At 70.0% G+C, this 25870-nt stretch carries 28 protein-coding genes and 1 pseudogene; 16 read left to right on the top strand and 13 right to left on the bottom strand.

What is annotated here, in order from left to right; translation table 11 throughout:
- The first annotated feature begins 318 nt into the window (after positions 1 to 318).
- Complete coding sequence (locus tag I2W78_RS00145) at positions 319 to 678, top strand: effector-associated constant component EACC1 (RefSeq protein WP_196455839.1); 360 nt, start codon at positions 319 to 321, stop codon at positions 676 to 678.
- The gene (locus I2W78_RS00140; protein WP_196455837.1) at positions 675 to 1829 is read left to right on the top strand and encodes a caspase family protein; all 1155 of its coding nucleotides are present in this window, start codon (positions 675 to 677) and stop codon (positions 1827 to 1829) included. Before I2W78_RS00145 ends, I2W78_RS00140 begins: the two co-directional genes overlap by 4 nt.
- On the opposite strand, the gene I2W78_RS00135 is transcribed toward I2W78_RS00140, so the two are convergent.
- Together I2W78_RS00135 and I2W78_RS39990 are read right to left on the bottom strand one after the other, a co-directional pair.
- Positions 1823 to 2050, bottom strand: a complete 228-nt coding sequence (locus I2W78_RS00135) for a hypothetical protein (RefSeq protein ID WP_196455835.1) — start codon at positions 2048 to 2050, stop codon at positions 1823 to 1825. The two genes, I2W78_RS00140 and I2W78_RS00135, sit on opposite strands and share 7 nt — an antisense overlap.
- A 140-nt stretch (positions 2051 to 2190) precedes the next feature.
- Positions 2191 to 2514, bottom strand: a pseudogene (locus tag I2W78_RS39990) (ATP/GTP-binding protein); the annotation flags it as partial.
- A 241-nt stretch (positions 2515 to 2755) separates the two neighbouring features.
- Here I2W78_RS39990 and I2W78_RS00125 point away from each other — a divergent pair.
- From I2W78_RS00125 to I2W78_RS41005, 5 genes are all read left to right on the top strand, one after another.
- Entirely contained in the window at positions 2756 to 3214 is a 459-nt protein-coding gene (locus I2W78_RS00125; protein ID WP_196455831.1) for a hypothetical protein, read from the top strand.
- 451 nt (positions 3215 to 3665) lie between these two features.
- Positions 3666 to 4988, top strand: a complete 1323-nt coding sequence (locus tag I2W78_RS00120) for an ATP-binding protein (protein WP_196455829.1) — start codon at positions 3666 to 3668, stop codon at positions 4986 to 4988.
- A gap of 76 nt (positions 4989 to 5064) precedes the next feature.
- Positions 5065 to 6903, top strand: coding sequence for a Mu transposase C-terminal domain-containing protein (locus tag I2W78_RS00115; protein WP_196455827.1), 1839 nt, complete (start codon positions 5065 to 5067; stop codon positions 6901 to 6903).
- On the top strand, positions 6900 to 7643 hold the full coding sequence (locus I2W78_RS00110; protein ID WP_196455825.1) for an ATP-binding protein: 744 nt from the start codon (positions 6900 to 6902) through the stop codon (positions 7641 to 7643). Before I2W78_RS00115 ends, I2W78_RS00110 begins: the two co-directional genes overlap by 4 nt.
- A complete protein-coding gene (locus I2W78_RS41005; protein WP_196455824.1) occupies positions 7640 to 8755 on the top strand; it encodes a hypothetical protein in 1116 nt (371 codons plus the stop codon). The genes I2W78_RS00110 and I2W78_RS41005 overlap by 4 nt, the downstream gene beginning before the upstream one ends.
- A gap of 73 nt (positions 8756 to 8828) precedes the next feature.
- Here the strand turns inward: I2W78_RS41005 and tpg (I2W78_RS00100) are convergent, their stop codons facing one another.
- A complete protein-coding gene (gene tpg, locus I2W78_RS00100; RefSeq protein WP_196455822.1) occupies positions 8829 to 9383 on the bottom strand; it encodes a telomere-protecting terminal protein Tpg in 555 nt (184 codons plus the stop codon).
- A 272-nt stretch (positions 9384 to 9655) separates the two neighbouring features.
- Between tpg (I2W78_RS00100) and tap the strand changes: the two genes are divergently transcribed.
- Both tap and tpg (I2W78_RS00090) read left to right on the top strand, forming a co-directional pair.
- Positions 9656 to 11911 (top strand): telomere-associated protein Tap, encoded by a 2256-nt coding sequence (gene tap, locus I2W78_RS00095; protein ID WP_196455820.1) that lies wholly within the window; start codon positions 9656 to 9658, stop codon positions 11909 to 11911.
- Positions 11912 to 11921: 10 nt separating this feature from the next.
- Positions 11922 to 12479, top strand: a complete 558-nt coding sequence (gene tpg / locus I2W78_RS00090) for a telomere-protecting terminal protein Tpg (protein WP_196455819.1) — start codon at positions 11922 to 11924, stop codon at positions 12477 to 12479.
- 518 nt (positions 12480 to 12997) lie between these two features.
- On the opposite strand, the gene I2W78_RS00085 is transcribed toward tpg (I2W78_RS00090), so the two are convergent.
- Both I2W78_RS00085 and I2W78_RS00080 read right to left on the bottom strand, forming a co-directional pair.
- Positions 12998 to 13369: a DoxX family protein gene (locus tag I2W78_RS00085; RefSeq protein WP_196455818.1), complete on the bottom strand. Its 372-nt coding sequence runs from the start codon at positions 13367 to 13369 to the stop codon at positions 12998 to 13000.
- Positions 13370 to 13454: 85 nt separating this feature from the next.
- Entirely contained in the window at positions 13455 to 14129 is a 675-nt protein-coding gene (locus I2W78_RS00080) for an SDR family NAD(P)-dependent oxidoreductase (RefSeq protein WP_196455817.1), read from the bottom strand.
- Between the two features lie 102 nt (positions 14130 to 14231).
- On the opposite strand from I2W78_RS00080, the gene I2W78_RS00075 reads away from it, so the two are divergent.
- A complete protein-coding gene (locus I2W78_RS00075) occupies positions 14232 to 14924 on the top strand; it encodes a TetR/AcrR family transcriptional regulator (protein WP_196455816.1) in 693 nt (230 codons plus the stop codon).
- A gap of 77 nt (positions 14925 to 15001) precedes the next feature.
- Here the strand turns inward: I2W78_RS00075 and I2W78_RS00070 are convergent, their stop codons facing one another.
- Both I2W78_RS00070 and I2W78_RS00065 read right to left on the bottom strand, forming a co-directional pair.
- Complete coding sequence (locus I2W78_RS00070; RefSeq protein WP_196455815.1) at positions 15002 to 15649, bottom strand: response regulator; 648 nt, start codon at positions 15647 to 15649, stop codon at positions 15002 to 15004.
- Positions 15646 to 16869: a sensor histidine kinase gene (locus I2W78_RS00065; protein WP_196455814.1), complete on the bottom strand. Its 1224-nt coding sequence runs from the start codon at positions 16867 to 16869 to the stop codon at positions 15646 to 15648. Before I2W78_RS00065 ends, I2W78_RS00070 begins: the two co-directional genes overlap by 4 nt.
- Before the next feature lie 179 nt (positions 16870 to 17048).
- On the opposite strand from I2W78_RS00065, the gene lgt reads away from it, so the two are divergent.
- Both lgt and I2W78_RS00055 read left to right on the top strand, forming a co-directional pair.
- On the top strand, positions 17049 to 17915 hold the full coding sequence (lgt, locus tag I2W78_RS00060) for a prolipoprotein diacylglyceryl transferase (protein ID WP_196455812.1): 867 nt from the start codon (positions 17049 to 17051) through the stop codon (positions 17913 to 17915).
- A 31-nt stretch (positions 17916 to 17946) separates the two neighbouring features.
- Positions 17947 to 18369 carry a DUF6069 family protein gene (locus I2W78_RS00055; protein WP_196455811.1) on the top strand — a complete coding sequence of 141 codons (423 nt, stop codon included), beginning with the start codon at positions 17947 to 17949 and terminating at the stop codon, positions 18367 to 18369.
- 93 nt (positions 18370 to 18462) lie between these two features.
- Here the strand turns inward: I2W78_RS00055 and I2W78_RS00050 are convergent, their stop codons facing one another.
- Entirely contained in the window at positions 18463 to 18666 is a 204-nt protein-coding gene (locus I2W78_RS00050) for a hypothetical protein (protein ID WP_196455810.1), read from the bottom strand.
- Here I2W78_RS00050 and I2W78_RS39975 point away from each other — a divergent pair.
- Positions 18665 to 18946 carry a DUF6207 family protein gene (locus I2W78_RS39975; protein ID WP_230885267.1) on the top strand — a complete coding sequence of 94 codons (282 nt, stop codon included), beginning with the start codon at positions 18665 to 18667 and terminating at the stop codon, positions 18944 to 18946. The genes I2W78_RS00050 and I2W78_RS39975 overlap by 2 nt on opposite strands.
- 509 nt (positions 18947 to 19455) lie before the next feature.
- Here I2W78_RS39975 and I2W78_RS00040 read toward each other — a convergent pair.
- The 3 genes from I2W78_RS00040 to I2W78_RS00030 form a co-directional block, all read right to left on the bottom strand.
- A protein-coding gene (locus I2W78_RS00040; RefSeq protein WP_196455809.1) for an IS3 family transposase occupies positions 19456 to 20648 on the bottom strand; the annotation gives its coding sequence in 2 pieces (ribosomal slippage) (positions 19456 to 20384 and positions 20384 to 20648; 1194 coding nt in all).
- A 151-nt stretch (positions 20649 to 20799) separates the two neighbouring features.
- Positions 20800 to 21234, bottom strand: coding sequence for a hypothetical protein (locus tag I2W78_RS00035; protein ID WP_196455808.1), 435 nt, complete (start codon positions 21232 to 21234; stop codon positions 20800 to 20802).
- A gap of 156 nt (positions 21235 to 21390) precedes the next feature.
- Entirely contained in the window at positions 21391 to 22095 is a 705-nt protein-coding gene (locus tag I2W78_RS00030; RefSeq protein ID WP_196455807.1) for a hypothetical protein, read from the bottom strand.
- Positions 22096 to 22286: 191 nt separating this feature from the next.
- Here I2W78_RS00030 and I2W78_RS00025 point away from each other — a divergent pair, with 191 nt between their 5' ends.
- Positions 22287 to 23306 (top strand): YaaC family protein, encoded by a 1020-nt coding sequence (locus I2W78_RS00025; RefSeq protein WP_307783562.1) that lies wholly within the window; start codon positions 22287 to 22289, stop codon positions 23304 to 23306.
- A gap of 54 nt (positions 23307 to 23360) precedes the next feature.
- Here the strand turns inward: I2W78_RS00025 and I2W78_RS00020 are convergent, their stop codons facing one another.
- Positions 23361 to 23609 carry a hypothetical protein gene (locus I2W78_RS00020; RefSeq protein WP_230885266.1) on the bottom strand — a complete coding sequence of 83 codons (249 nt, stop codon included), beginning with the start codon at positions 23607 to 23609 and terminating at the stop codon, positions 23361 to 23363.
- Between the two features lie 828 nt (positions 23610 to 24437).
- Here I2W78_RS00020 and I2W78_RS00015 point away from each other — a divergent pair.
- A complete protein-coding gene (locus I2W78_RS00015) occupies positions 24438 to 25013 on the top strand; it encodes an RNA polymerase sigma factor (RefSeq protein WP_196455806.1) in 576 nt (191 codons plus the stop codon).
- Between the two features lie 170 nt (positions 25014 to 25183).
- Entirely contained in the window at positions 25184 to 25441 is a 258-nt protein-coding gene (locus tag I2W78_RS00010) for a helix-turn-helix domain-containing protein (protein WP_196464325.1), read from the top strand.
- A gap of 71 nt (positions 25442 to 25512) precedes the next feature.
- Here the strand turns inward: I2W78_RS00010 and I2W78_RS00005 are convergent.
- Positions 25513 to 25870 (bottom strand): helicase associated domain-containing protein (locus I2W78_RS00005; RefSeq protein WP_196455805.1); only part of this gene is annotated, 358 nt, incomplete at its 5' end.

Here is a 25870-nt window from a genome sequence, read left to right as displayed (position 1 = left end):
GCGCAGGACGGGGTCGCGGCGCCGGGTGTCGCTGAGGCGGGGGGTAGTTGGGGTGTGGGGTGGTGTGTGAGCTGGTGTGTTGGTGATGGGTTGATAACTGGTCTGGCGGGCTGTGGCTGCTGTGACCTGGTGCTGTGTGGGCTTCAGTGGGAATGGCCGGGGCGTTGTGGGTAGCTTCTGCGTCTAAAGGCTCGGCTGACGTTTTGCCTGTTCAGGGATGTTTTGCCTGGTCAGTGGGGGTGTTGCCCTGTAGCGGTTTTCTTGATCGGCTGTGCATGGTCGTCGGGTTGGGGTGCACGGGGTCAGGGGAGGGCGACGGTGCGGTTAGAGGTACGGGTCGGGTCGGCTGCGGTGGAGCTGCGGTCGTTGCAGGGCTGGTTGCGTGCGGATCCTGAGGTGCGCCGGTCGGCCGCGGTTGAGGTTCGGGGTGGTGTGCCTGGGCCGGGGGAGATGGGCACGGGGCTTGATGTGCTGCAGCTGGTGACGGGGAACGGGTGGAGTGCGGCGTCGTTCGTGCTGGCGGTGGTGGCGTGGCGGCAGTCCAGGCCGCAGCGGCCGCGGGTGGAGATCCGCCGGGGGGAGACGGTCGTCGTCCTCACGGACTGTTCGCAGGAGGAGATCGAGCGGGCGGTCCGGGCGTTGGGCGCCGCCGACTCTGATGAGGGAGGCGGTCGGTGAGTGTGCTGCCTGACCCGGGGGCCTCGCGGGCGGTCCTGGTGGGCACGGGCCGCTATGAACATCTCGAGCAGTTGCCGGCCGTCTCGAACAATCTGCAAGCTCTTGCCGACCTCCTGCGTGGCCCGTTGTCTGTACAGTTGCCTGCCCGGCATGTGACCGTTGTCGAGGATCCGGTGGCCGCGCACGCCGTGGTGGGTGCGGTAAGAGCAGCGGCGGCTGAGGCCACTGACACGCTGGTGGTCTACTTCGCCGGGCACGGTCTGGTGGATGCGCAGGATCAGCTCACTCTGGCCCTGCCGCACACCGAGTTCGGTCGTGTGGAGACCGGTCTGCCTTATGACTGGCTGCGTCAGGTTCTGCTTCTGGACTCCCGGGCGGAGCGTCATGTCGTGATCCTGGACTGCTGCTACAGCGGCCTGGCCCTGGGGAGGATGAGCGCCGGGGCGCCGCTTGCCGACCAGGCCGCGGTGGAGGGCAGCTTCCTGCTTGCGGCTGCGGCTGAGACCCGTACTGCCCTGGCGCCGGTGGGGCAGACGTATACGGCCTTCACCGGAGCGCTGCTCGACACGCTGCGCCGAGGGATACCGGGCGGTCCCGTGCTGCTGGATCTCGCGGCTGTCTACCGGCACGTGCGTCTGACGCTGGAAGCGCGCGGGCACCCTGTTCCGCAGGCGCGGGACCGTAACAGCGGCGCTCAGGTCGCGCTCGGGCGCAATCACGCGGCGCTGCCCGCCGTATCGGTTCCCGCTGCGCCTGGTGGGGGTGCTGGGGAGCGGTCGTGGCCGGATCCGCGTGCGATCCGTACGGTCACGGGGTTCTTCACGGCTCTGGCGGATGTACGTGTGGTGAGCGGTCTGACCCAGCGTGCGGTCAGTGAGCGCTCGGGTGGGCGTATATCGGCCGGTACCGTCAGCAGTCTGCTCAACCGCGGCACGCTTCCCGCCACGTGGAGTACAACGGCCGCTTACCTCTCGGCCTGCGGCGTTCCCGACGATCAGATCACGCAGTGGCAGGCCGTATGGCAGCAGCTGCGCGCGCAGATTGCGTCAGCCCGGCCGGCGAGCCCGGCAGCTTCCGAGGGTGGCGCGCCCGAGAAGAGAAGAGCATGGCCGGGGCGTTTGTCGGTGTTCCGCAGGGAGCGGGGTCACTGACCGGAGACGGCAGGAGCCGAGGAGGTTGACGGCTGGGGGCGGGGGGCAGTGTCCGGGTCGTCGGAGTCGTTGCCGAACAGGGTGTTCCAACCGGCGATGGCCACGACAGCGGCCGCCAGGACAAGGCCGGTGGACGGCTTCTTCCACCGGCTGGATGCCGACGACGGCTGCACGTAGTGACCTGCCCGGTAGTGCCCTTTACGGTTCTTCGCCTTTGCCACAGCTACACGTCCCCGTTCGGTGCGACTGTTTTGTCGGGCAGAGTTTCGCAGTGATCGGTCCGTGTCGGTTCCTGAACGGCTGAGTACGGCTGATTTCGCACGCTGCGGGAGTGACCCGGGCGTCTTCGTGGTCAGCCTTGTCAGCGTCTTTGTGTGGGGCGGGCTTGTTGTTCGGCGAGGTGGTCGAGTTGTACCGCGTCGAGGGCGGTTTTGGTGATTTTTTCGGTGCCGTCGGTGATGGCGGTGATGGCTGCTTGGCGGATGAGTCTGGTGAGGCTTCCGATGCGGCCGGCGGTGCGCTGGTGGAGGTAGGTGGCGTGCCGGGGGAGGGTGCCGGGGCGGTGTGAGGTGAGGTCGAGGGCGTTTTCGAGGTCGGTGATGACGTCGGTGAAGGGGCGGGTCTGGCCGTGGCGGGCGGGGAGGGGGCCGCAGGTGATGAGGGTGGCGCGTCCGGCGAGTTGGGCGCTGTGAGTGGGCGCATTGGTGGCAGTGGGTGGGTGTCAGCGGGGGCGGGATGCTGGGTGCCTGCTCATGGGGATAGCTGCGGGCAGGTCCGCTGTTATGAGGTGACCAAGCGGCTGCTGTTTTTCGACCAGTGTGGGGTAGGTCGGCTGTCGTGGAGGTGGCTGTTCCTATCGTTTGAAGGACAACCGCGGCGACGCCCGTGAGACTCGGACGCGGCAGTGGACTGGCGAAGGAGCTCCGGTGAGGACACCTGACGGGCTGGATGAGTTTCGCTGGCGGTGGATGCTTCTTCGCCGTCCGAGGACCGAGTGGTTCTTCCTGCTGCACGCCGCGACGCGGCCTGCAGGTTTCCAGGACATTCGCGTCTACGGGCGTGACGGGATATCCGATGCGCGGCTCGTGTGGAAGGTCTGTCACGAGTGCGAGCGGGGCGTCATCTCGAAAATCTCGCTCTCTCCAGAGGTGCAGCGGCAAGGTCTTGGCACACGCCTCGTCGACAGGGCACTCCTGGACGGTCCCGGCTATCGCTGGACTACCAGCAGCCAGTCCCCGGATGGTCGGGCGTTCTTCCGGGCGATGACGGCACGCACCGGCACCGAGTTCGCGGCAGGAGCCCGAACATGCGAGCACATCCTGGAGAGTCGACCCGGACGCCACAAGCCAATACTGGACCGACGCCTCCACCGGGTACGTCGCTGACTGCCGGCGCCCCACCCCGACGGGGGAAGAGTCGCTGGGACGTCTTCTTGTCGCAGGCGCTGTTTGAGGGGGCGAACGTCACCCCCGGCGACGAACCGGACGCGACGTAATCTCGCCACCGGTCGCGCCTGGCCTCTCCCGTACAGGCAGCTACCACCGAGTTGGCAGCTCGTAGAGACTTGCTGAGCTGCGATGGCAGTTGCCACCACTGCTGGCGTGCAGGTGCTTCCGTAGGTGGGCCAGGTCAGTACAGGGCGATGTCAGCGGGGTGGGGTGCTGACACCAGTCCATGGGGCCGGGGCGTGGAACTGGTTGCTGTCATGGGGTGACCAGGTGGCTGTCACGGTGTGGCTAGCAGATTGCGGTTCAGCCGTGTTGGGTTTGCCGGTTTTTGTGTGGATGGGTGGCCGGGGCGGGTGGGGTTGACTGTGTGACGGGTTCGGGAACCCCGGTGGGGGAGACGGTGCCGGGTCCGGCTGCTTCGGCGGATGCCGGGCGGGTGGAGCGGGCTGTGGTGGTGCGGCGGCTCCTGGCGGTGGACCGGGAGGGCGGGTTGTCGGCTCTGCACGTGCGGATCACGGCCGGTTTGGCGGGTGTGTCGGAGCGGACGGTGTGGCGGTGGCTGGAGCAGGGGCGCCGCGGCCGGGTTGAGGCGCGTCCGCGGCAGGGCGGGTTCGTGGTGGGTGACGCCTTGTGGGAGGTGCTCACGCAGGCCGGTGGGAACGTCGCCGAGTTGCGTCGCAGGATGCTCCGGGCGCAGGACGAGGGCGTGCTTCAGCGGTGGGGTGTGGAGGTGGTGCCGTCCTTGGCGACGCTGCACCGCGCGATCAAGGACGAGCTGCGTGCGGGTCGGGTGCTTCCAGTCGCGCGTGCGGCGTCGGGCCGGGTCGAGCCGAGCCGGTACGACCGGGCTCTGGCCGAGCTTGGTTTCGCGGACGGGAAGGACGGTCCGCCTGTCGTGGACGGCCCGGCTGCCGGGTCGTCCGGCACGAGCGGTGAGGGTCGGACCGACGCGGCTGGGGTCGGCGTCCGTTCTGGTGGGGTGCGGTTGTACGCGCCGGGAGCCCGCCTGGTGTCCACACGGCAGGCGGCCGGGGTGGTGGAGGCGGTGGGGCATACGGTCGCGGCCCGGGGGATCGGCTGTGTGTACGGGGATACGGGACTGGGGAAGACGGTCGCGGTCGAGCAGGCTCTGCATCTGCTGCCCGGCCGGGTGCCGGTGTGGCGGGCTGTCGTCGGGGTCAGGCCCGGTCTGCCGCAGGTGCGGGCCGCGTTGTGCGAGGCGCTGGGGCTGCCGTCGGGGGCGCTGACGCACCGGGCCGGGCCGGCGGACCAGGCTTTGGCGGGTGCGCTGGCCGAGCCGGGAGTGCTGTTCCTCGACGACGCGCAGCGTCTGACGACGCCGGTGCTGGACTACCTGCGGCAACTGTGGGATTCGCCGGGCTGCGCGGCCGCCCTGGTGCTGTGCGGGGCGGGTAGTGAGCGGGCGCTGGCCCGGGCGGCGGCCATGCGTTCCCGGGTTCTGACCTGGCATCAGGTCACCCGGCTCGATGCGAGCCAAGTGCCGCAGACGCTGAGCCTGTTCCACCCGGTGTGGGAGGACGCGGATCCGGCCGATCTGGTGCGAGCGGACGAGCAGACCGCCCGCGGCAACTTCCGCACCTGGGCGAAGATCACCTCGCATGTCTGCGCCGCCCGGGGCCATGACCCCGGCACGCGGGTGGGACGGGACGCGATCGACCAGGCCTGCGCCCGGCTCGGTCCGTACCCGTGACTGACCCGTCTCGCGGGCTTGGGCACACCAGGGCCGAAGACAATCCCTCACCTCGCTCGAACAAAGAGAAGGCACGATGACGGACAGCAGAACGGAGAACACCGGCGCCAGTCGCGGCCTTGACGGTCCGGGCGGGCAGGCGCTGCCACCGCCGGGGGACCCGGCAGGTGTACTCGGGGAACAGCCGCTGGTCGCGCTGCGGGCACCTGCGGTACGCCGCCTGCTGGCGCTACGGGCCCAGGGAGGCCTTTCGCGGCAGCACGTGCGGCTGGCGGGGGAGTGCCTGGGGGCATCGGAGCGCACCGTGTGGCGGTGGCTGGCCGAGGCATCCCAGAGTCCGGCAGCGGCCGCGCACCCTGGAGCCCGCCACACCGGCCGCTTCGAGATCACCTCGGAGATCCGGGTGTTGCTGGCGTACTGGCACGGCAACGCCTCCGCAGTCCACCGCCAGCTCCTGGCGCGCGCCCAGGCCGAGGCGGGAGGCGTACGCCCGCCGGTGTCCGGCGCTGCCGCGTCTGTGCCGCCGGACCCGGTGGCTGTTCCGGGCGGGGCGGACCTGCCGCAGGTGCCATTGCTGGATCCGGTCCCGTCGTTGTCGACGTTCCTGCGTGCGCTGCGCCGTGATCTGACGGCGGGGGAGCGCGCCGGCCTTGCCGTGGGACTGGAGGCAGCGCGGGCCCATGACGTGTTCGGCAAGCGGCCGGCGTCCTGGCGCAACTACGCCTGGGAGACCGACCACGTCCAGGCCCCGCTGCTGGTCGACGCCGACGGCGACCTGGTGCGCCCGTGGATCACCTGGTTCATCGACACCTCCACCAAAGTCATCACCGGTACCGCGGTCACCCCGGGCCATCCCTCCCGCGCGTCGGTACTGGCCGGCTTGCGCGCCGCAGTGGTGCGGGACGAGCCCTACGGCCCGGCCGGGGGAGTGCCGGAGCAGGTGAGGATGGACCGGGGCAAGGACTTCCTGTCGGCCGCCGTCATCACCGCGCTCGGCGCGATGGGCGTGACGGTCAAGGACCTGCCCGCCTACAGTCCGCACCTGAAAGGAACGGTGGAAAACCTCAACCGCGCCGCGGACCGGATGCTGTTCGCCGCCCTGCCCGGCTACACCGCCGGTCCCACCGGGCCCCGCTCGGGCCGCCGCGGACGCGCCGCCGGTTTCCAAAAGGCGGCATCCCCTCTGTCGTTCCAGGACTTCACCGCGGAGGTCCTGGAGTGGACAAACTGGTGGAACACCGCGCACCGCCCGAAATCTCTGTCAGGCCGTACACCGCTGGAGGCGTGGCAGGCCGATCCGACGCCTGTGACCGACATCCCCGCCGCCGACCTGTGGGCCTTCACCCTCGAGGACGACGGTCGACCTCGGAAACTGACCAGCCACGGCGTGAGCTGGCGTGGCCGCACCTACATCGCCGCGTGGATGACCGGCCAGGCCGGCCGCCAGGTCCGCGTGCGCTACATGCCGCACCACGACCACGAGATTGAGGTCTGCGACGCCAAGGGCCGCCACCTCGGTCCGGCGCACCTCGCGGACGCGGCCACCCCCGAGCAACTGCAGGCGCTGCGCGAAGCACGGGCGGAGCGCGCCCGGCGCCTGCGAGCCGATACGAAGGCCGCCGAACGCCTGCGCCGCCAGCGACTCGCCCCCACCACCAGCGCGAAGCCCGCCCAGCGGCTGGGAGCCGTCACGGCCGGCCAGGCCGACCGTGAACTCGCCGCCGATGACTACACCGACGTGGCACGGCTCGCACTGCCGGATCTGATCCCGCCCGCCCCACCCCCGGCGCACTGGCGCACCCCGCCCGCCCTGGCGGCCGGCACAAAGCCACCCCCGCCTGCTCCCGCTCCCGTCGACCCGCCGGTGGACGCTCCGCTGGCATCTGGCACCGACCCCGCAGGAGACACCTGGTGACCGCGGCCGCCTACCAGTACGTTGACCTGCCCGACGCGGCCGTCGTCACCACCCGGGCCCTGCTGGCCGCGCGGGAGAACATCACGGACACCGTCGCCGCGCGCGCGATGATGTGCATCCACGGCGGCGCCGGCTTCGGCAAGACCCTCGCGGTCAACACCTGCCTGCACGAACTCGAACCCGGCGAGGACGTCCGCCGGGTCACTTTCCGCGCCCGCCCCACCGCCCGCGCCGTGCGCTACGAACTGTTCACCGCCCTCGACCTGCCCGGCGAACCACCGCGCCATCCCAGCGAGTTCGACCGCCTGCTGAAGAACGCCCTGGCCGAACACCCCCGCACCTTCCTCGTCGACGAGGCCCAGTGGCTCAACGGCGAGGCCTTCGAATACTTCCGCTACCTCTGGGACGAACCCACCACCCGCTTCGCGGTCGTCTTCGTCGGCGGCGAGGGCTGCCACACCGTGCTGCGCCGCGAACCGATGCTCTCCTCCCGCGTCTTCATCTGGCAGCACTTCACCCGCCTCACCCCCGACGAAGTCCAGCAGGTCATCCCCCTGTTCCACCCGGTCTGGGCCGACGCCGACCCCGACGACATCGCTTTCGCCGACAGCCACGCCGCACACGGCAACTTCCGCGCCTGGGCCCAGCTGACCGCCCACACCCGCACCGCGCTCGCCCGCACTGGCCGGCCCCGGGCGGACCGGGAACTGCTGCGCTGGGCCTTCAGCCGCCTGGCATGACCACCACCCGCCGCACCCCGCCGCCCGTCACCGTCGTCATCGACCGCAACGATGACGCACTCCACACCCACACCGCCCTGGCAGCCCACGATCCCGCCGCCGGCCGGATCACCCTGCACCCCGGGCCGGGCACCACCAGCGACACCGCTCTCGCCCACGACCTCCTCGCAGCCCTGGGCAAACCGCCGTTACTGCCAGGCCGCTTCCCCGCAGGCCGACAGCCAGCATGGGAGGCCGCCATCGCTTGGATCGCGGCCCTGCCCATCACCCGGCTGACCGTCCTGCGCGCCCACCGGCTCACCTCTCGCCGCGCCGAACGTCTCCTGCACTTGCGCGCCTTCACCGGCATCGGCCTGACTCTGGTCTGCCACCGCCCCCACCTGCCCGCGGCCCTGCATCAGGCCCTGCAGAGGGTCGACCACACCGTCACCACCGACTTCCAGGCCGCCCGCCGCCACTGCTACGGCACCCCGGCCGCCGTACCCCCGCCCGCGGACGAACCCGGCCAGTTGGCAGATCGGTGGCTTACCCTGCCCGCGCTGGACCGCCTCGTCTCCTACGACAGCCCCGTCTCCTGCACTGCCCCGTGCACACCGCCACCGATCACCTTCCGGCACCGCCCGCCACCCACACCCCTCACCCAGCAGACAGCCCGGGGAGCCGTCCGACGTCTGGCCGCCGCGACCGCCCACCCCCGCCTGGCCGCAGCCCTTGCCGCCACGCTATTCACCGGCGCCTCCTTCCAGCAGCTCGCCACCGCCCGCCCCGGCGACTACGACGACGCCGCGGCTACCCTGGCCCTGCATGACCGCGCCCGCTACACCGACGGCTGCGCCACCCACCCCGTGCCCCCGTGGGCACGCTTCTTCCTGAAGGCCGCCGTGCGCTTCGCCCGGCTCGCGCCCGGCCAGGACCAGCATCTGCTGGCCGCCCCCCATGACCGCACTCACCTGCTGCGCGTGGCGGAGACAGCCAGGCTGCGCCCGCCGCAGCCGCCCGTCGGCCAGCGCATCGGCCCTGCCGGCCGCATCCAGTGGGACTGGCGCGAGTGTAAGGAAGCACAGCGCTACGACGCGATGCTGACACGGCGCCGGGCCTCGTCCCCGCCTTGAGGCCGGACCATGGCCCCGATCCCTCACGGGGGAAGGGAGTGGTGCTGCGCGCTACGGCGGGCCGGGGGAGCGATCAGCAGATGGTGAACTCGGCGAACTCCACGTCGGTGAAGGCGATCCCCAGGCCGTGGCCACGCCGGCCTCCGTCCCGGAAGTAGGCGTGCCCCAGCGCGCGGGCGAGGATCACCATCTGCTGTTGCTCGCCCGCGCCGGCATCGCGGGCGGCGAACAGTTCGCGGGCCACCTCTCCCGACAGGTACTGGGTGATCAGCCTTACCCGCGGGTCGTCCGACGAGCCTGCCGGAGCGGCGAATCCGAACCGCGCCCTGGTGTAGAGGACAAAGCCGTCGGTCTGGGCCCGGACCCGCTGGCGGGCCCGCACCCGAGGCTGCCAGCGTGCCCTGACGGCCTCATCGATCATCCCCGCGTGCACTGGACTGGGTTGGCGGCGCATTCCCGATCTGGTGGTGGTCCACCGCTGCACCGTGCGCTGGGAGATCCCCAGAAGGACGGCCACCTTCTTCGTGGAGCCCTTTTCCGTCCTGAGCAGGAAACGGACAGCGGCGTCGCCAGTAGGCACGGGACGGCTCAGCAACGCTCGCTCAAGCCCCTTGACGATCTCACCCATGCCTGCCTCCCGAGCGTTCTACCACCGCGATGGCTGCCGCACACCGGCCGTCTGTACTCCCAGATTTCTCACGCCAAGCCGCTCCCTCCGGCCAGTTCGGGCATCGCCAGGACACCACTGCGGATCCTCGGATAAAGGATCTGCAGCAACCCGAGCTCCAGGACCTCCTTCCGGCGGTCACCGTGCACTCCAACCGATGTTTACGCTATCCGTACGCATTTGGTACGCGAAACGTGCGCCTATAGTTAGGGTTGCGGAGCAGGAGGTGCTCCATGCCTGAGCTGTTCGACGCGGTCGATGCGCTGGTCGCGTCCCGCTCTGCACTGCCGCCACCGGCGGAGCGCAAGCGGCTGCGCGCCGCGCATGGCCTGACCCTGGATGAGGTGGCCGAAGCACTGCAGGTGCGGCGCGCAACGGTCAGCGGCTGGGAGGCCGGTAAGACCGAGCCCAGGCCGCCGGAGCGTGACGCGTACGCGCGCCTGCTCGCCAAGCTCGCGGAGCTCTACCCCGCCGACTCCAACTCTGCGGCGGCCGCTGAGGACACGGCTGTTCCGAAGACCTTCGCGCATGTTCCCGCCCCGGTTCCGGAAGCGCGGCTCGTATCCACAGCTCCGGCCTCCGAGGCTGCGGACATGACCGCCGAACACAACACCCAGACCCGCTTCACCACCAACGCTGCTGCTCCGGAGGGCGCGTCGCGTCCGGTGGCCATGCCCAGGCCATCGTCGACGTCGCGCCGCCCGGCCGGGCGGAAGGCCGCCCCGGCGAACACTCCGGCCGGCAGCGCGGACCCGCGCTTCGTCAACGGTCCGCTCGCGGTCGTCGACGTGGATGACGACGGCCAGGTCCTCGCGCACTGCGTCGGCGGCTTGGTCCTGGACGTGCCCGCCAAGTCCCTTCCGTCTCTGGTCGACTGGACCTTGAAAGAGGCCCGGCTCGGGCAGCCGAAACTGTCCGGCCCGGGCAAGGACGCCGACCCGCTGCTCGTCCTCACCCAAGCCGCGGTGGAGCGCTATGGCTTGCCGGTCGCCCTCACCGAAGAAGAGCGGCTCGCCGGGCGGATCCCGGAGGGCCACAAGGCCGTCAAGCAGCTGGCCCGCGCGGAGTGGAAGCTGACCAAGAGGGGTTTCGGGCCGTGGGCGCGGATCTACCGCCCGGCCAAGGGCTCGGAGCGGGCCTGCGTGCAGCTGTGCATTCCGTCGTGGCACGCGCTGGACTCCCGTCACTGGGGCGGGGCCGGGCAGCTGGCCCCGGCGGAACTGGCCCGGATCCTGGGCGTGTTCGCGTCCCGGGTGATGACGCCGCGCGGCTCCACCGCCGTCACGGGCCTGGAGCTGATGACCGCGCTGCACCCGCCGACCCACGCCGTGCGTGACGAGGCCACCGGCGGCTTCAGGAAGTCGGAGACTAAGACGCCGGGCTCGCTGGGCGAAGATCCGGTCGACTGCGCGCCGTGCGAGGCCCCCGACGGGCACCCGCTGCTCAAGGACTTGCCCCGCTTCCACGTCCGCGGCCCGGGCGAGAAGCTGTTCGAGGAGGCCTTCGACTGGGCGCGCCCGCTCACCGACGCCGAATGCATGCGCCGCAACCTGGTCGGCCTGGACGTCAACATGGCGTTCGCGGCCGGGGCCAACGGCCTGGTCGTCGGCCTGGGCGAGCCAACCCGTGTGAAGGCGCCGGTGTTCGATGCGAAGCTCCCGGGGAGCTGGCTGGTCGACCTGTCCCACGTCGACCTGTCGAGGGTGAAGGTCGCCAAGGACAAGTGGGCGGAGCTGGACGCGAGTCTGCTGCCCAGCCCGTTCACGCCGAAGGGCGAGCGCCCTGAGGGGTCGGCCTGGTACGCGACGCCGACGGTGGCGTACGCGGTGGAGCTGGGCTACGAGGTGCGCCCGATGGAGGCGTGGGTGCGCTACGAGAACGGCCGTTACCTGGACGGCTGGTACAACCGGCTGCGGGACGCGTTCCTCGCCACGATGGCCGACCTCGGCGTGCACGCCGACATGGCGCCGGCCGACTTCCTGGCGGCGATGGACGGCTGGCGCGGGCGGGACCCGCAGCTGGCGATCGTCGTGGACGCGGTCAAGGCGACGGTCAAGGGCGGCCTGGGCAAGCTGCGCGAGCGCCCGCGCGGGGAGGGCTGGAAGCCCGGCGAGCCGTGGCGGGCCCTGTCCCGCCCGACCTGGCGGCCGGACATCCGCGCGGCGGTCATCTCCCGCACGCGGACCAATCTCCACCGCAAGATCGTCAAGCATGCGGCATTCACCGGCCAGTACCCAGTAGCGATCCTGTCCGACTGCGTTGTGTACGCGGCCGACGGCGAGAGCCCGCTGGACTTCCTGCCCTACCGGGACGGCAAGCCGCTGCCCGGCGGCTTCAAGCTCGGTATCAACCCGGGCCTGGTCAAGCACGAGGGCACCCAGACTGTCCTGTGGGGCGAAGAGGTCCGCGAGCGCTTCAACGCTCCGGAGCTCAACCTCGCCCGGTACATCAAGGACGGCACCGTCACCGACCAGGACACCGGAGAGTAGGCAGACCGCGATGAGCCTGTTCGGCAACGGCCTGGACGCCGCGGTGCAGAAGGCGTTCACCCGCCCGGCGCCCAAGAGCGCGGGCGCACAGATGCGCTACCTGGTCAAGCAGCTCAAGGGCACCAAGGCCGTCGCCCAGATACTGCGCATCTCCCAGCGCACCGTCGAGCGGTACGTGAAGGACCAGTTCAAGAAGCCGCGCCCTGACCTCGCCGCCCGCCTGGAGACCGAGGTGAAGAAGCGGTGGCAGCCACAGATCCGCGCCAAAGCCCGGCTGCAGGCGGCCACCACCGGCGGCATCGTCATCGACACCCGCGCCCGCATCGGCTACACCGCGCCGATCGGGTCGACGGACGAGGACCGGCTCCGGCACCTGACCGTCGCCCTGCCGCCGCAGTACGCCGCCCGCCTCTTCGACGCCCAGGAGCAGGGCGCCACCGACCAGCAGCTCCAGCAGATCGCCGCCGAAGCACTCAAGGAGGTGTACTTCCAGGACCACGGCCGCCGCGCCGGCCAGCTGGAGGATGTCCGCTTCACCGACATCGCGCACTTGGAGTTCGACCTTTGACCCACCGTCGCCTGGAAATCCGGGGCAGGTTGCTGTGGTCGGGACCACGGCGTACGGGCTTCGGCGGGGCTTCCGTGCCGTGCTGCCATCAGTGCGGCGGCGTCAGGCGAGGGACGTCGGCGAGGGAGAGGTCGGGTCGGGGGCGATGCCAGCGTGCAGGGTGGCGCCACCGGCCGGAGGCACCACCCGGTCCTCATCGACGGAGGCCAGGGCCCTGAACCCGTCCCATTTGGGTTATGCGCTGTTGAGCTGTCCACGGCTATCGGCCAGCGTCATGTCGATCACAGGGTGGCGGGTGCACTTCACCCGGCGAGACCTCGCGTGGCCGAGGGAAGTGAGCCCATTCATACGGGAGTTCAATGCGCTGTTCGACGGTCTGGATCAGCGGCTGGATGACCTGGGCGTGCCCGAAGGTCAGCCGTTCCTGATCAGTCCGGCGGCCGAGTACGACCTCGCCTTGCGGCCCGGCCGGCGTGGTCGCGGGCCGGGCCGCTGTGAAGGGACGGGAGACCGGGTGGTCAGAAGGAATAGGGCCCGAACCGGCCCCACATGATGACCGCGGCGACGATGAGCAGGATCGCGTTGAACCCGATGGCCTGCGGCTCCTTGCGGCGGGCGTGGAGGCCCATGGCCAGGACCATGATCACAGCCAGGCCGGTGGCGGCCAGCGGGGTGAGCACGGTGGCGATGTCGAAAGCGCCCGGCAGGATCAGCCCGAGGGCGCCGGCGAGTTCGGCGACGCCGATCAGACGCACCACGGGTGTCGAGACGTCACTGACCCACGGCAGCTGGGACATGAGCTTTTCGCGGGGCTGGGTGGACTTGGTGACGCCGGCCGCGACGAACAACGCGGCGAGGACGCCCTGCAGGATCCACACGAACACGTTCATCGGAGCGGAGACCTTCTTCTTCGGATCCGCCGCGGCGGATGAGGAGTGATCGGGTCAGGCTTCCACGGGGGAGAGCTGGGAGGCGTCAGCCGGTGAAGACGCGCTCGGCTTCGTCGCGCTGGGTGTGCAGGTCCCAGTAGAGAGGGGCGATGTCCTCGGCCTCGGCGGTCGGGATTTCGGGAGGGCCGCCCGCGCCGATCCACACGCCGATGGCGACGTGCGCGGCCTGGATACCGGTGCCGGCCAGCTCCTTGTGCAGGTTGAGCGCCCAGTTGCGCAGCGCCGCCTGGGCGGGGTTGACGTTGCCGAGCATCGGGATGGGGTCGACCGAGCCGGCGCCGTTGGTGAAGAGCAGGGTGCCCGCGCCGGCCTCACGCATCGCGGGCAGGACGGCCTGGGTGGCGGTGATGGCGCTGTTGAGCAGGAAGTCGATCCATCCCTGTACATCGGAGGGGCTGGTCTGGGACGGGGAGGTGAGGTTCACGGAGGCGATGCTGGGAGCGGGGGAGTGCTCCAGGACGTCGATGCCGCCGAAGCGGGTGGCGGCGTCCTTGAGGGCCTGGGTCAGCGCGTCGTGGTCGCGCACGTCCGCCGGGAACGCGGCGGCGGTGATGCCCTCGGCGGTGAGTCGGCCGACGAGGTCGTCGAGCTTGGCGCGGTTGCGGGCGATGAGAGCGACGTCGTAGCCGCGCGAGCCGAAGGTGCGGGCGATGGCGAGGCCCATGCCGGGGCCGGCTCCGACGATGGCGATGCTGGGCATGGTGAAGTCCTTTCAAGTAAGTGGGCCAGGCGTCCCACTTTTGCTGTCGCCCACCGTACAGCAGAAACGGGCCGCCCGTTCCACTTGGGTAGAGTGGGGGGTATGACCTCGCCACCTTCGGACCAGACGCCAGGCCAGCAGCCCGGCCCGGGACTGCGCGCCGACGCCGAACGCAACCGCTGCCGCATCCTGGCCGCTGCCCGCCGCCTCTACGCCACCGAAGGACTCGGCGTCTCCATGGCCTCGGTCGCCCGCGAGGCAGGCGTCGGCAAAGCCACGCTCGGCCGGCGCTTCGCCACCCGGGAGGAACTCGTCAACGCGGTCTTCGCCGATCGCATGGATGCCTACGCCGACGCCGTCGCCGAGGCACTGGCCGACTCCGATCCCTGGCAAGGCTTCATCAGCTACCTCCACGCCGTCTGCGCCATGCAGGCCGCCGACCGCGGCTTCGCCGACGTCCTGACCATGACCTTCCCCGCCGCCAAGGCGCTGGAAGCCCGCCGCGCCGAGGCGTACGAGCGGCTGCTTGAGCTCATCACCCGTGCCAAGGACACCGGGCACCTGCGCGAGGACTTCACTCACCAGGACGTCGTCATCCTGCTCATCGCCAACGCCGGAGTCGTCACCGCCACCGGCGACGCCGCCCCCGACACCTGGCGCCGCCTCGTCGGCCACATGCTCCGCTCCTACGCCGCGCCCGGCGCGCCGATCCCCCCGCTGCCCGACGCCCCGAGGCCCACCGCCCTCTACCGCGCCATGGTCCGCCTCTCACAAACCGGCCCGGGCACCGCCTAGTTCTACTCGGTGGAGGACCGACTGACGGAACTCCTCGGCCTCTCGCCGTACTGCCGAGCAACACTCCAGCAAGGCCTTCAGTCCATGCGGATGATTCCTCGGCCAAGTGCGGCGGTGACGGCGGCGGTCCGGTCGCGGACGTCGAGCTTGGTGTAGATGTGCAGCAGATGGGTCTTGACGGTGGCCTCGGACAGGCGCAGGGCGCGGGCGATCTGTTTGTTGCTCTGCCCCCGGGCCACGGCGGACAGGACTTCGAGCTCCCTGCCGGACAAGCCGGCTCCCCGGTCGCCGCGCATATGGGCGAGGACCTTGGCGGCCACGGTGGGCGACAGTGGCGCGCCTCCCCGAGCCGCGGTCCGAACGGCCTCGCAGAGCTCGTGTCGTCCGGTGTCCTTGAGGAGGTAGCCGACTGCGCCGGCGTCGACGGCGGCGGTGATGTCGGCGTCCGTGTCGTAGGTGGTCAGGACGAGTACCCGCACCTCGGGGTGGGCGGCACGGATGGCGGCGGTCGCGGTCGTGCCGTCCATTTCGGGCATCTGCAGGTCCATCAGCACGACGTCGGGTGCGAGTGAGGCGGTCTGGCGCAGTGCCTCGGCGCCGGTGGCGGCTTCGCCGACGACCGTGAGATCGGGCTGGGTGGAGAGCATGGCGGCAAGCCCGTCACGGACCACGGGGTGGTCGTCGGCGAGGAGGACTCGGATCGTGGGACCGGCCGATGTCCTCATGACGCCGGGGCCATCCGCTCGGTGCCCGACACGGCTGAGGGGGCGGAGGCGGAAGGCTCGACCGGGAGGGGCACCGTGACGGCGACGGTCGTACCCTCGCCCGGGGAGCTTTCGACCGCGAACGTGCCGTGCACAGCGGCAATGCGCTCCCGCATGGTGATCAGGCCGACGCCCGTATGCCGGGCAGCGGGTGCGAACCCGGTGCCGTCGTCCTGGACGTCGATCGCCAGGACGTCGCCGAGGTACGACAGCGTGACCGAGACACTCATCGCGCGGGAGTGCCGCCGGGCGTTGGTCAGTGCCTCCTGCACGACCCGCAGCAACTCGCCCTCGGTGCTGGGAGGCAGGGCGGCCGGGCGGCCGGTCACCACCGTGTAGGCCTCGGTGCCGGTCTCCTCCGCGAGCCGGGCGGTGAGTTCACGGACCGCCTCTGCCAGGTGCGTGCGGTCCAGTGGCGCCGGGCGAAGAGCGTGCACGAGGCGGCGGCTCTCCGCGAGGTTGTCCCGGGCCGTGCGCATGGCCTGCTCGACGCGGCGGGCCGCAGGGGAGCCGGGTGGCAGGTCGTCGCGTGCGGCGTCCAGCAGCATGGCGATGGAGGCGAACCCCTGGGTGAGCGTGTCGTGGACCTCGCGGGCCAGGCGCTGGCGTTCGGCCAGGGTGCCCGCCTGGCGTTCCGCTGCCGCGCGTTCGGCCTGGGTGGCGGTGAGCTCGTCGAGGAGTAGCTGCCGCTTGTGACTCTCATGGTCGAGGGTCGCGACGTAGCAGGTGATCGTGACCGCCACGGCGGTACCGAGTACGCATCCCGTGAGCGCCCGCACGTCGACGGGGCCGTCCGTGGTCAGGCTCTGCCACGACCAGGCGGCGCCCAGCACCAGCACCCCGCCGGCCGACCACCAGGCCCACCGCAGCAGGTACGGGCTCAGCACCGCCATGGCGACCGGGAGGAACGCGGGGTCCACCACGGCCATGACCGCCCACCCGGACAGGGCCCCGACGAGGTAGGGCAGCGGCGGGCGGTCGGTGCCACCGCGCAGCGCGATCCAGTACGCATACCAAAGGGCGAGCCCCACTGCCGGGCCGATCCGCGACAGCGCGGCGCCGGTCGTCATATCCGCCCCGGCCAGCGCACCCGGCATGGACAAGGCGAGCACGGTGACGAAGAAGGCGTGCTGCCCCATGGCCTTCCACCGCTGCCGGTCCCACGCCTGTTGCAGTGCCATGGCCTACAGAGTAGGTGCAGCCGCGTAGCGGCAGAATCAGCCGACCAGCGGGGGCGGGTTCACCGATCGGTGGATGCAGGGCGCGTCGATCGGTCGATGTGCGGGAGGGGCGCGGGCGGCGACGATCGGCCCCGGAGCCGACGGCCTGCTCTTCCACCGCCCCTTGTGAGGAACCACCAGTGCTCCTGGCCTTCATTCCCAGCCCGTCCATCGGCGAGGTCCACCTGGGCCCGCTCCCACTGCGCGGCTACTCACTGATGCTGATCCTCGGCATCGCCGCCGCGGTGTGGCTGGGTGGCCGTCGATGGGCCGCTCGCGGCGGAGAGAAGACCGTCGTGGCGGACATCGCCCTGTGGGCGGTTCCATTCGGTGTCGTCGGTGCCCGCCTCTACCACGTGATCACGTCCGGCGAGCTGTACTTCGGCAAGGGCGGCGATCCGGTCAAGGCCCTTTTCATCTGGGACGGAGGCATCGGTATCTGGGGCGCCATCGCCGGTGGGGCCGTCGGAGCCTGGATCGGCTGCCGCCGCAAGGGCGTTGCCCTGTCCGCGTTCGCCGACGCCGTCGCTCCCGGCATCGCGCTGGGCCAGGCCATCGGCCGCTGGGGCAACTGGTTCAACCAGGAGCTCTACGGGCGGGCCACCACTCTCCCCTGGGCCCTGGAGATCGACCCCGCGCACCGGCCTGAGGCCACCCCGAACCTGGCCACGTATCACCCGGCGTTCCTGTACGAGTCGTTGTGGTGTCTCGGCGTTGTTGCCCTGGTCCTGTGGGCGGATCGCCGTTTCCGTCTCGACCGGGGGCGGGCGTTCGCGCTGTACGCCGCTGCGTACGCCGCAGGTCGCTTCTGGATCGAGTACCTGCGGGTGGACGAGGCCCACCACATCCTCGGCCTGCGCCTGAACGACTGGACTGCGCTGCTGGTTTTCGCCGTTGCCGTCGCCTACCTCGTGGCTACGACACGGCGCGCGGCCGACAGGCGTGACGGCGTCGACGTCGGCCGTCTCCTTCAGCAAGTGGATGCCACCAGTAGCCCCAAGAACTGACCAATGTCCCTCACATCCGTTTGGAGTTGCCATGTCCCGTGTCTCTGAGACGCTCCCCACCCGTCGGGGTCCGATCATGGTGGCGGGAGGTGTGTTCGTCGCCTTCCTGCTGTCCTCGCTGGTGAACGCGTTGATCGCCGTACTGGCGCACGCGCTCGGTGCACCGGACGACTTCCGCCCGTTGGAGCCCTCGTCGTACGTCTTTCTGACCGCGCTGGGAGTGCTGGGAGGGTCCGTCGGGTGGGCCCTCGTCCGCAGGTTCTCCTCCGATCCCGAACGGCTGCTCCGCCGACTCGTCCCGTCGGTCGTCGTGTTGTCCTTCGTGCCGGACTTTTTCCTGTTCGGCGAGGGCGAGGTGACCGGTGTGGTGGCGCTGCTCCTGATGCACGTCGCGGTCGCGGTGATCGCAGCGCCGACGTACCGCAGAGTCATGCCACTGAGCTCGGCGCGCTGACCCACGCGCCGGCCGGGCCATAGAGCGTTGAGGAGGCACGATCCGCCCGGCCCCCCAAAGAACCCCCCGAAGACCGACCGGGACGGATAGTGATCAGTCCGCCCACCCGATATCACGGACCTCGATCGCTCCGGCGTACGGCATGTACTGGATCCAGCACCGCCGCCCGAAGGCCTCCCGGATCTCCTCAACCGAGCCCGGATCACGCACATCGGGCCAGGCCCGCGGATCCCTCCGCGCTACCTCCACGAGCGCCATCACCTCCTGCCGCGCCGGGTCGTCCGGCAGCTGCGCCATGACTTCCACCGCCAGTTCCTCCACCACCACGCCGTACCGCCTGGTCGTCGACGTCGCGGCCGCTGACGAAGCCACCGCGCTCGCCTTCCAGCAGCTGCTTGCCGGACGGGAGAAATGGCGAAAGCGGAGTGCGGACGACGCTGGATGCGAGGTCGGCCGCGCCAAGGACTGCGGGCAGCTGCGCGAGGACTTCACCAGCCGCGATCTCGTGCTGCTGATGGCCAACGCCGGAGTCCTCGGCGCCACGGCCGATGCCCCCCGGACGCCTGGCGCCGACTGATCGCCTGAATGATCCAGTCCTTCCAGCCCCCCCCCGAGCCCGGAAAGCGGCGCTTAACCAGCGACCGGTGAGATAGGGCGACCGCGGTGAGGCCGCCGTCGATTTCAGGACTATCAAGCAGGACCTGAGTCTGGACACCGGACAGGCTGAAACCCTGTCCATAACTTGATTTCGTACGCCCACGACGGGCCTGTCGGCAGCTGCGTCACAGGCCGCGCGAGGGCGACGTCCACGGGCCACTCCACCCCCTCAGCCTGCGCCTTCGGGACACCGGCCGCCTGCTGGCGCACTTCCGCACGGCCAGCAGGCGGCCCGGGCGGCACAGCTGCTGCGGTACAGCCGCGCCGCATGGCGCGAGCCCGGCCGCGCTACGCGACCGGGCCCTGAAGTGGTCTTGGGTGTTCTCGACTTTCTGCTGAGCGTCTCGCCGAACCGCCCGGCTGTCATCACTCACACGGGTGGCTGTGACTGAGCTGCCCCGAGTTTCGTAGAGTCCGATCTTGATTGGTTCAGGCGGACTGCGGGGTTTGCTCCTGGCTGCGCCAGAAGGCTTCCTCGTACTCGGCCGGCGGCACGTAGTCGAGCGCGGAGTGAAGACGCTCTTCGTTGTACCAGGTGATCCACTGGAAGATCGCCCGCTCGACCTGGTCGACGTCCTTCCAGGGTCCCTGCATCTCGATCAGCTCGGCCTTGAAGGTGCCGTTCAGCGCCTCGGCCATCGCGTTGTCATACGAGTCCGCGACGGAGCCGACGGAGGCTGAGGCGCCGATGTCGGCGAGCCGGTCGGTATACCGAATTGATACGTATTGCGACCCGCGATCGCTGTGGTGTATCAGTCCGGAGTCCTTCTTGATCCGACGCCGCCAGAGCGCCATCTCCAGGGCGTCCAGAGGGAGTTCGGTCCGCATGTGGTTCGCGACCTGCCAGCCGACGATCATCCGCGAGTACACATCCAGGACGAACGCCACATACGCCCATCCCGACCAGGTGCGGACATACGTCATGTCCGCGACCCACAGCTGATCGGGCCGGGAGGCGGTGAAGTCGCGGTCGACCAGGTCCGGCGGACGCGGCGCCGACGGTTCCGGAATCGTGGTCCGACGCCGCCGGCCACGGATGACGCCCTCCAGGCCCAGCTCGGCCATCAGCCTCTCGACGGTGCAGCGGGCCACCCCGTGGCCCTTGCGCCGAAGCGCGCGGGTGATCCGGCGGGCGCCATAGGTGCCGCCCGACTCCGCGTGGACCTCCTCGATCAGCGGCATGAGCTGCTCGTCCCGGAGCCGGCGGGCCGACTTCGGCCGCTTCTTGCGGGCGAAGTACGTCGACGGCGACAGCTCCAGCACCCGGCAGACGGGATCGACCCCAAGGCCCCTCTCGCGCAGGTGGTCGATCACCTGCTCGGCCTCGTCCGGGGACGGTCGATCTCCTGGGCAAAAAACACCGAGGCGGCTTTCAAGATCTCGTTCGCCCGCCGCAACTCCGCTACCTCTTTCCGGAGTTGCTTCAACTCGTCCAGCTCGGCGGTGGTGAGCCGGTCGTCCCGCTCGCCGCGGTCGGCCTCGGCCTGGCGGACCCAGCCTCGCAGGGCTTCCTTGTGGATGCCGAGGTCCTTCGCGACGTGCGCGATCGGGCGGCCGGTGGTGCGGACCTCGCGAATCGCGCGCTCGCGCAGTTCGTCCGGATATTTACGGGGTGCTGCCATGGTGCTGGTGGATCTCCTTCGCCAGGACCGTAACCCTGGCATCAGGGACTCCACAAATCTCAGTACAGCTCAGACTGAGCACTTCAGATGGCCAGTGAGCGCGATGGACGGCCACTTGCGCACGCCAGATCGACGACGGACGACTGATAGCTCAGGACGGCTCTGGTGCCGACCGGAGGACCACCTTTGACCAGTGCCAGCACGAAAGCGCGATAGCGGCCGTGAACCACACCACTCCCAGCCACGGGTACGCTGCGGCGCCAGCACAGTCGTCCAAACTGGCTTCGCCTTCCCGGCACCGCCGCGGCGTCCCGATCGCCGCCTGCACCGGCCAGGCCAGGACCATCGCGGTAACCAGCCCGCTGACCGCTCCGAAACTCCCCGCTGCGGTACAGCGGTCCCACTGCCTGTCAGGTTCGTGAGGTGCGGGACGGTAGAAGGCGGAGATTTGCAGTGCGAGGGACGTCCCCAAGGCAAAACTCAGCCAGTCGTAACGACCATCACCGAGCGACAGGGTGATCACTGCGGCAAGGGCGGCCGACCACAGCGCAGCCTGGTCGATGGCACCCCTGTTCAGCTGAGACATCCAGCCCTCCCCGTGGCCTGTCGCTGCGTTGGAAGACTAGGCATCGAGGACGCGTACGAACCTTGAAAGGTCAGAAAGTCCCCCATGTGGGTACGCCCGCAGTCAGCTGTGACGCTCATCTGGCCAACTGAAGTGCTCAGTCACAGTGGCGCCTGCTCACACCGCGGCGGCCTCCTGCTCCTGCTGCTTGGCCTTCACCAGGGCGGCGAGCGGGGACCGCTGGCCCTTCCCGACGCTGCGCAGCTGCTCCCAGTCGACCTCGGGATGAGCCTCGGGCAGGGCGTCGACGGACGCCGTGGTGAACAGCGGGACCATCACCGCCCCGGCCCGCGACGTGCCAAAACGCACCTCACGTCGTTCCGCCGGCCGTACCCACAACAAGTCACGCATGTAGTCGAAGTCGACCCTCCTCACGCCCAGCCGGGCAGCGGCCTGGTCCGGCCCGAGCGGCGCTTCGTCGGCGAGCCGCTGCGCGAGGCCTTCGATGCCGCAGACCGCCGTCACCTGGGCGGGGTTGATCAGCACGGCCTCCGGGTTCGCCGTCAGGTCGGTCAGCAGCCCGCAGGCGATGAGCCGGCGCACCGCGAAGGCGCTCACGACCGGCGGCTCATCGGGCACGTTCGGTGTGCCCAGGGCCCGGGCGATCCGGTCCGCGGCCGCCGCGGCGGCGATCGGCTCGTGGGGGAGCGAGGCCCGGACCGCGTCCGCGTCCATCGCCTCCACAGCGGCCCGCGACCACTGGTAGGAGGAGGCATCCGGGGCTGGGACGAGGCCAGTGTGCCGCGCCCAGCGGAAGGCGGCGATCGGCACCCGGAGACGTCCGGCGGCCTGGCTCTCGTCGTACTCGGTGCGTCGTGCCATGGGGATCTTCCTCTCTCGCGGTCCGCCCGGAGCGGGCGACAAGACCGTGACAGAACATCTGAAGCACTGTCAAGAGCCTCCAAAAATAGGCAAGTTGGACTCATTCGCTTAGATCCGCGCCCGCGTACGCGAGAGAAAAAATCACTCAGCGGCGTCAACTCGACAGCGGGTAGCGTCCCGAGTACATCGATGTGGACGCCGATGAGGCGTGGGAGCGGCTGCGGGCCAGCCGCTGGAAGCCCCCGGGCGGGGCCGCCGGAACGGCCTCCCGCCGCAAGACCTACGCGGCGGCCCTGGAGCAGACCGAGCAGATGTTCCGCGCCGCCGCCGTCGTGGGTCCCGCCACGCGCCCCCTCCAGGTTTCCTACGGCCTGAGCCAGGCCGGCCGCGCCATCGCGGCCGCCGCGGTGACTCTCAAGGGCGAGGACTGGCGGCTCGTCACCCACGGGATCAAGGCCTCCGGGTTCGACCGGCCCTTCCCCGACATCGAGATCCGCACCGACCCGCCCGGCACCCACGGCAGCTTCGTCCGGGTCAGCGAAGTCCTCGACTCCCCGGTGTGGCAGAAGGACGCGGTGCGCCTGGAAGACGTGTGGGACCTGCTGCCCCTGAACCTCGGCTACCCGCTCACCGGGCGCGAGCGGCCCACCCCGCTTTTCGCCGCCGCGAGCGCCATCCACCAGCAGGACCACCCTCTGCTGAGCATCCCCGTGTGCGACATCCCGGACCGGGTCATCGACGACGGCAGTCGCCAGGCGCTGGCCGACTTCCTCACCGCGTACCCGGCTGTTGCCCGGCACGAGAGCTACGTGACCACTCGCGCCTTCAACCTTGGCGCTGCGGCGACACCCGAGTACACCCGCTACGACCACGGTGGCGGCGAACTGGTGATCAACTGGGAGATGCCCCAGGGATCGGCAACTCCGGCCGAGCGCCTGGAGCACCTGCTGGCCATGACCCGCCCCTACGCGGGCCAGCGGTACTTCCTTCCCGTCCTCGCCCCGATGTCCCGCGAACTGCACCCACTGATGGCCTGGTGGGCGGTCCTGTACGCCCTGTCGATGCTCGCCCGCTACGAACCCGCGAGCTGGGTGACCAACATCAGCGTCGACAACAGCCAGCACGCCGTCTCGATCGAACGGCTCCTGGAACGCGCCCTCAACCACCTGCCCGTCCTGATCGCGGACACCATCACCGAAGTGAGCACCTGATCCAGGGGCCATGCGGTGGGGCCGGCAGACAGACCAGCCCGGCCCCACCGCCGGTCAGCCGATCAGCTTGTGCAGCACGGGAACGCTGCCTCCAGCGGCCACCAACCCCGTCGCGACGGCCACGGGCACAGACTTCTCGTGGAAGAACATGAGCCCGCCCATGATGAGGCCGATGATGACGGCCGCCAGGAACACCACGGCGGCGTGCACCGACAGCAGCGGGGCCTCCGACGGCAGTCCTGCGCTGGGTGTGCTGGGCGGTTCGGATCGGGCAGGTACGGGGGAGTGCGGATCCCGAGACATCGGGAGTCTCCTACGAGGCGGAGGAACAGAGACGGCGGACACCTGCGTGGTGTCGTCCGCGTGGGGGTGGTGAGCGCCTCGCGGTCGGCGGTCCTGCTGCTCTCTGCCTGAGAGCGTCCCTGCGGGGCTTCGGCCCGAGCCCAGGGTGGCGTTGTTCAGCGTAGCGGCGATCGGCACGGGTATTGCCCTGGGCGTCTGGCAGGTGGTCATCGGTACTGCCTCCGGCAAGAGTTCGGACGAGGAAGCGGGACAGTGGCAGGTCTCAAGTGCTTGCGTCTCGTCCTCCCAGGCGCGGCTTCCTCACCCCGTAGAGCTGGAAGTCAGGCCCCGGACAGCAGCGGCCGGGAAGAAAGATTCCGCGGCACGACGAAGGCCCGGACGCGGGTCCGGGCCTTCGTCGTGCCCGAAAACCGTCTAGCGGGTCGAATGCCAGTAAGGGAGTCGGCGACCCAGCTACGGCCCGCTGCTCGCGCCGGTCCTCCGACAGCGTCGCCGCAATTCGAAAAATCTTGATGCGGAGGGGCAGCGCTTTTGGCCCCTCGTTCGACTCCATGACGTGAACACTCTTCTGGGGCGCTGGACAGGCGGGCTGTGGATGGTCCTATCGCAGCCCAGGGTCTGGTTGGGGATCTGTCTCGTTGCCGTCCTTGTGGGCATGTCAGCTCTGGTGGCGGAATGGCAGCGAAGAGCAACCCTGATCGCCCTGGTGCGCAACGCGCCCGCCGGGACGGTGGTGGTGCAGGAACGAGGGCGAGGGGGGCCTGCTATGCGGGTGCAGGTAGGAGAAGTCACAGACCATGAAGGGGGACCGGTGTGAGTCAAGGAGGGATGCGACTCCCCCCGGAGACGAGGCGGCAGATCGCAGCGTTATGGGAGCTGGAAGCCGAGTGGCTGGTGCGCTACGCCATGGTCCGGACCGGAGAGGACCAGTCCGCAGCCGAAGACCTCGTGCAGACGGCCTTCCTCGCCGCCGCGGTTCAGTGGAGCTCACTTGTCGACCGCACCGATGACGAGCGCCGCAACTGGCTGCGCAGCGTGGTTCACCACAAGTGGGTCGACGGCATCCGCCGCTCCCGCAAACTGGAGCGTCTCGACACGGAGGAGCGAGAGAGGTACGCCGGTCGGGGACCCGATCTCGTGGACGTGGTCCTAGCCCGTGCTGACCTCGAGTGCTGCTTGGAGGTGATCCGCAACCTTCCAGAACGACGCCGCCAGATCGCCGTGTTGTTCTTCATCGAGCAGTACTCCGCGGCCCGGATCGCCTACCTACTGGACCTGCAGCCATCCGGAGTCCGCAAGCACATAGCCAAGGCTCGTGCCGCGCTGCGTGAGGCTGTTAAGCCAGTAGGCACTGGAGAAGCCGAGGAACTCCCGCCACGCGAACAAAAGGAGGAGCAGGCATGACGGACAACGAGCGGAGCCGCTCCATCGACACCGACACCCTGATCGGCCACCTCATGGACCAGACGGCGGGAGTCGCAGAAGTCGACCGGGAGAGCCTGGCACGACGCAAGGAGCAACTCCTCCAGATGCTGGGCGAGCCTGCCGATGACGCCCCGGCCCCATGGGAGGACATCCCGACGCCTCCGGCACCGAGCAGGCCGGCCAGGCAGCGCCCCTTGAACGAGGTGGTGTTCCTGACCGTCGCGGAAGTCGCTTCCGTCATGCGCGTCTCCAAGATGACGGTCTACCGCCTGGTCCACAGCGGTCATCTCCCTGCCATCCGTGTCGGCCGAGCTTTCCGGGTCCCTGAGCAGGCGGTCCATGAGTACCTGCGCGAGAGCTACCTGGGAGCGGAAATCGGCGGCGAGCGGTCGGGCGACGGACCGTAGACATCCCAAGTCGCACGAGTGCCAGAGGGGCCGGACAGGAACTCCTGCCCGGCCCCTCGCTGGTCGTCCGGCTACGCCCAACGCATCCCGATGGCGGACAGCTGCTCCACCCGCTCCGGCGACAGCGTCGCGGCCCTGCTCCGCTGATTCCCGACCCATGCCCCGAGACGGAGCTCCCGCTCCTCCTGGTCCTCGCCGCTGTCGCCGTCTCCGGCGCCGCCGATGACGATCCGCTCGACATGCTGCCTCGGCACCCGAAGGTGCCCCTCGCGCTCGTAGAACTGCTTGGCGGCCGCGAAGTTCATCGCCCACTTGTCGGCCTGCGTACGGCGCGGGCGCGGCTTCTCGTCATCGGTCGCGCGCTCGATCCCGAGGATGTGTTCGCACATCCACTGCTGGACGCCGGTGAGCTTGTCCCAGCCGAAGCGC

It is taken from the genome of Streptomyces spinoverrucosus, assembly GCF_015712165.1.
GTDB classification, from domain to species: Bacteria; Actinomycetota; Actinomycetes; order Streptomycetales; family Streptomycetaceae; genus Streptomyces; species Streptomyces spinoverrucosus_A.
Note: the sequence above shows the minus strand (reverse complement) of the source record. Positions and strands in the feature narration are given on the sequence as shown.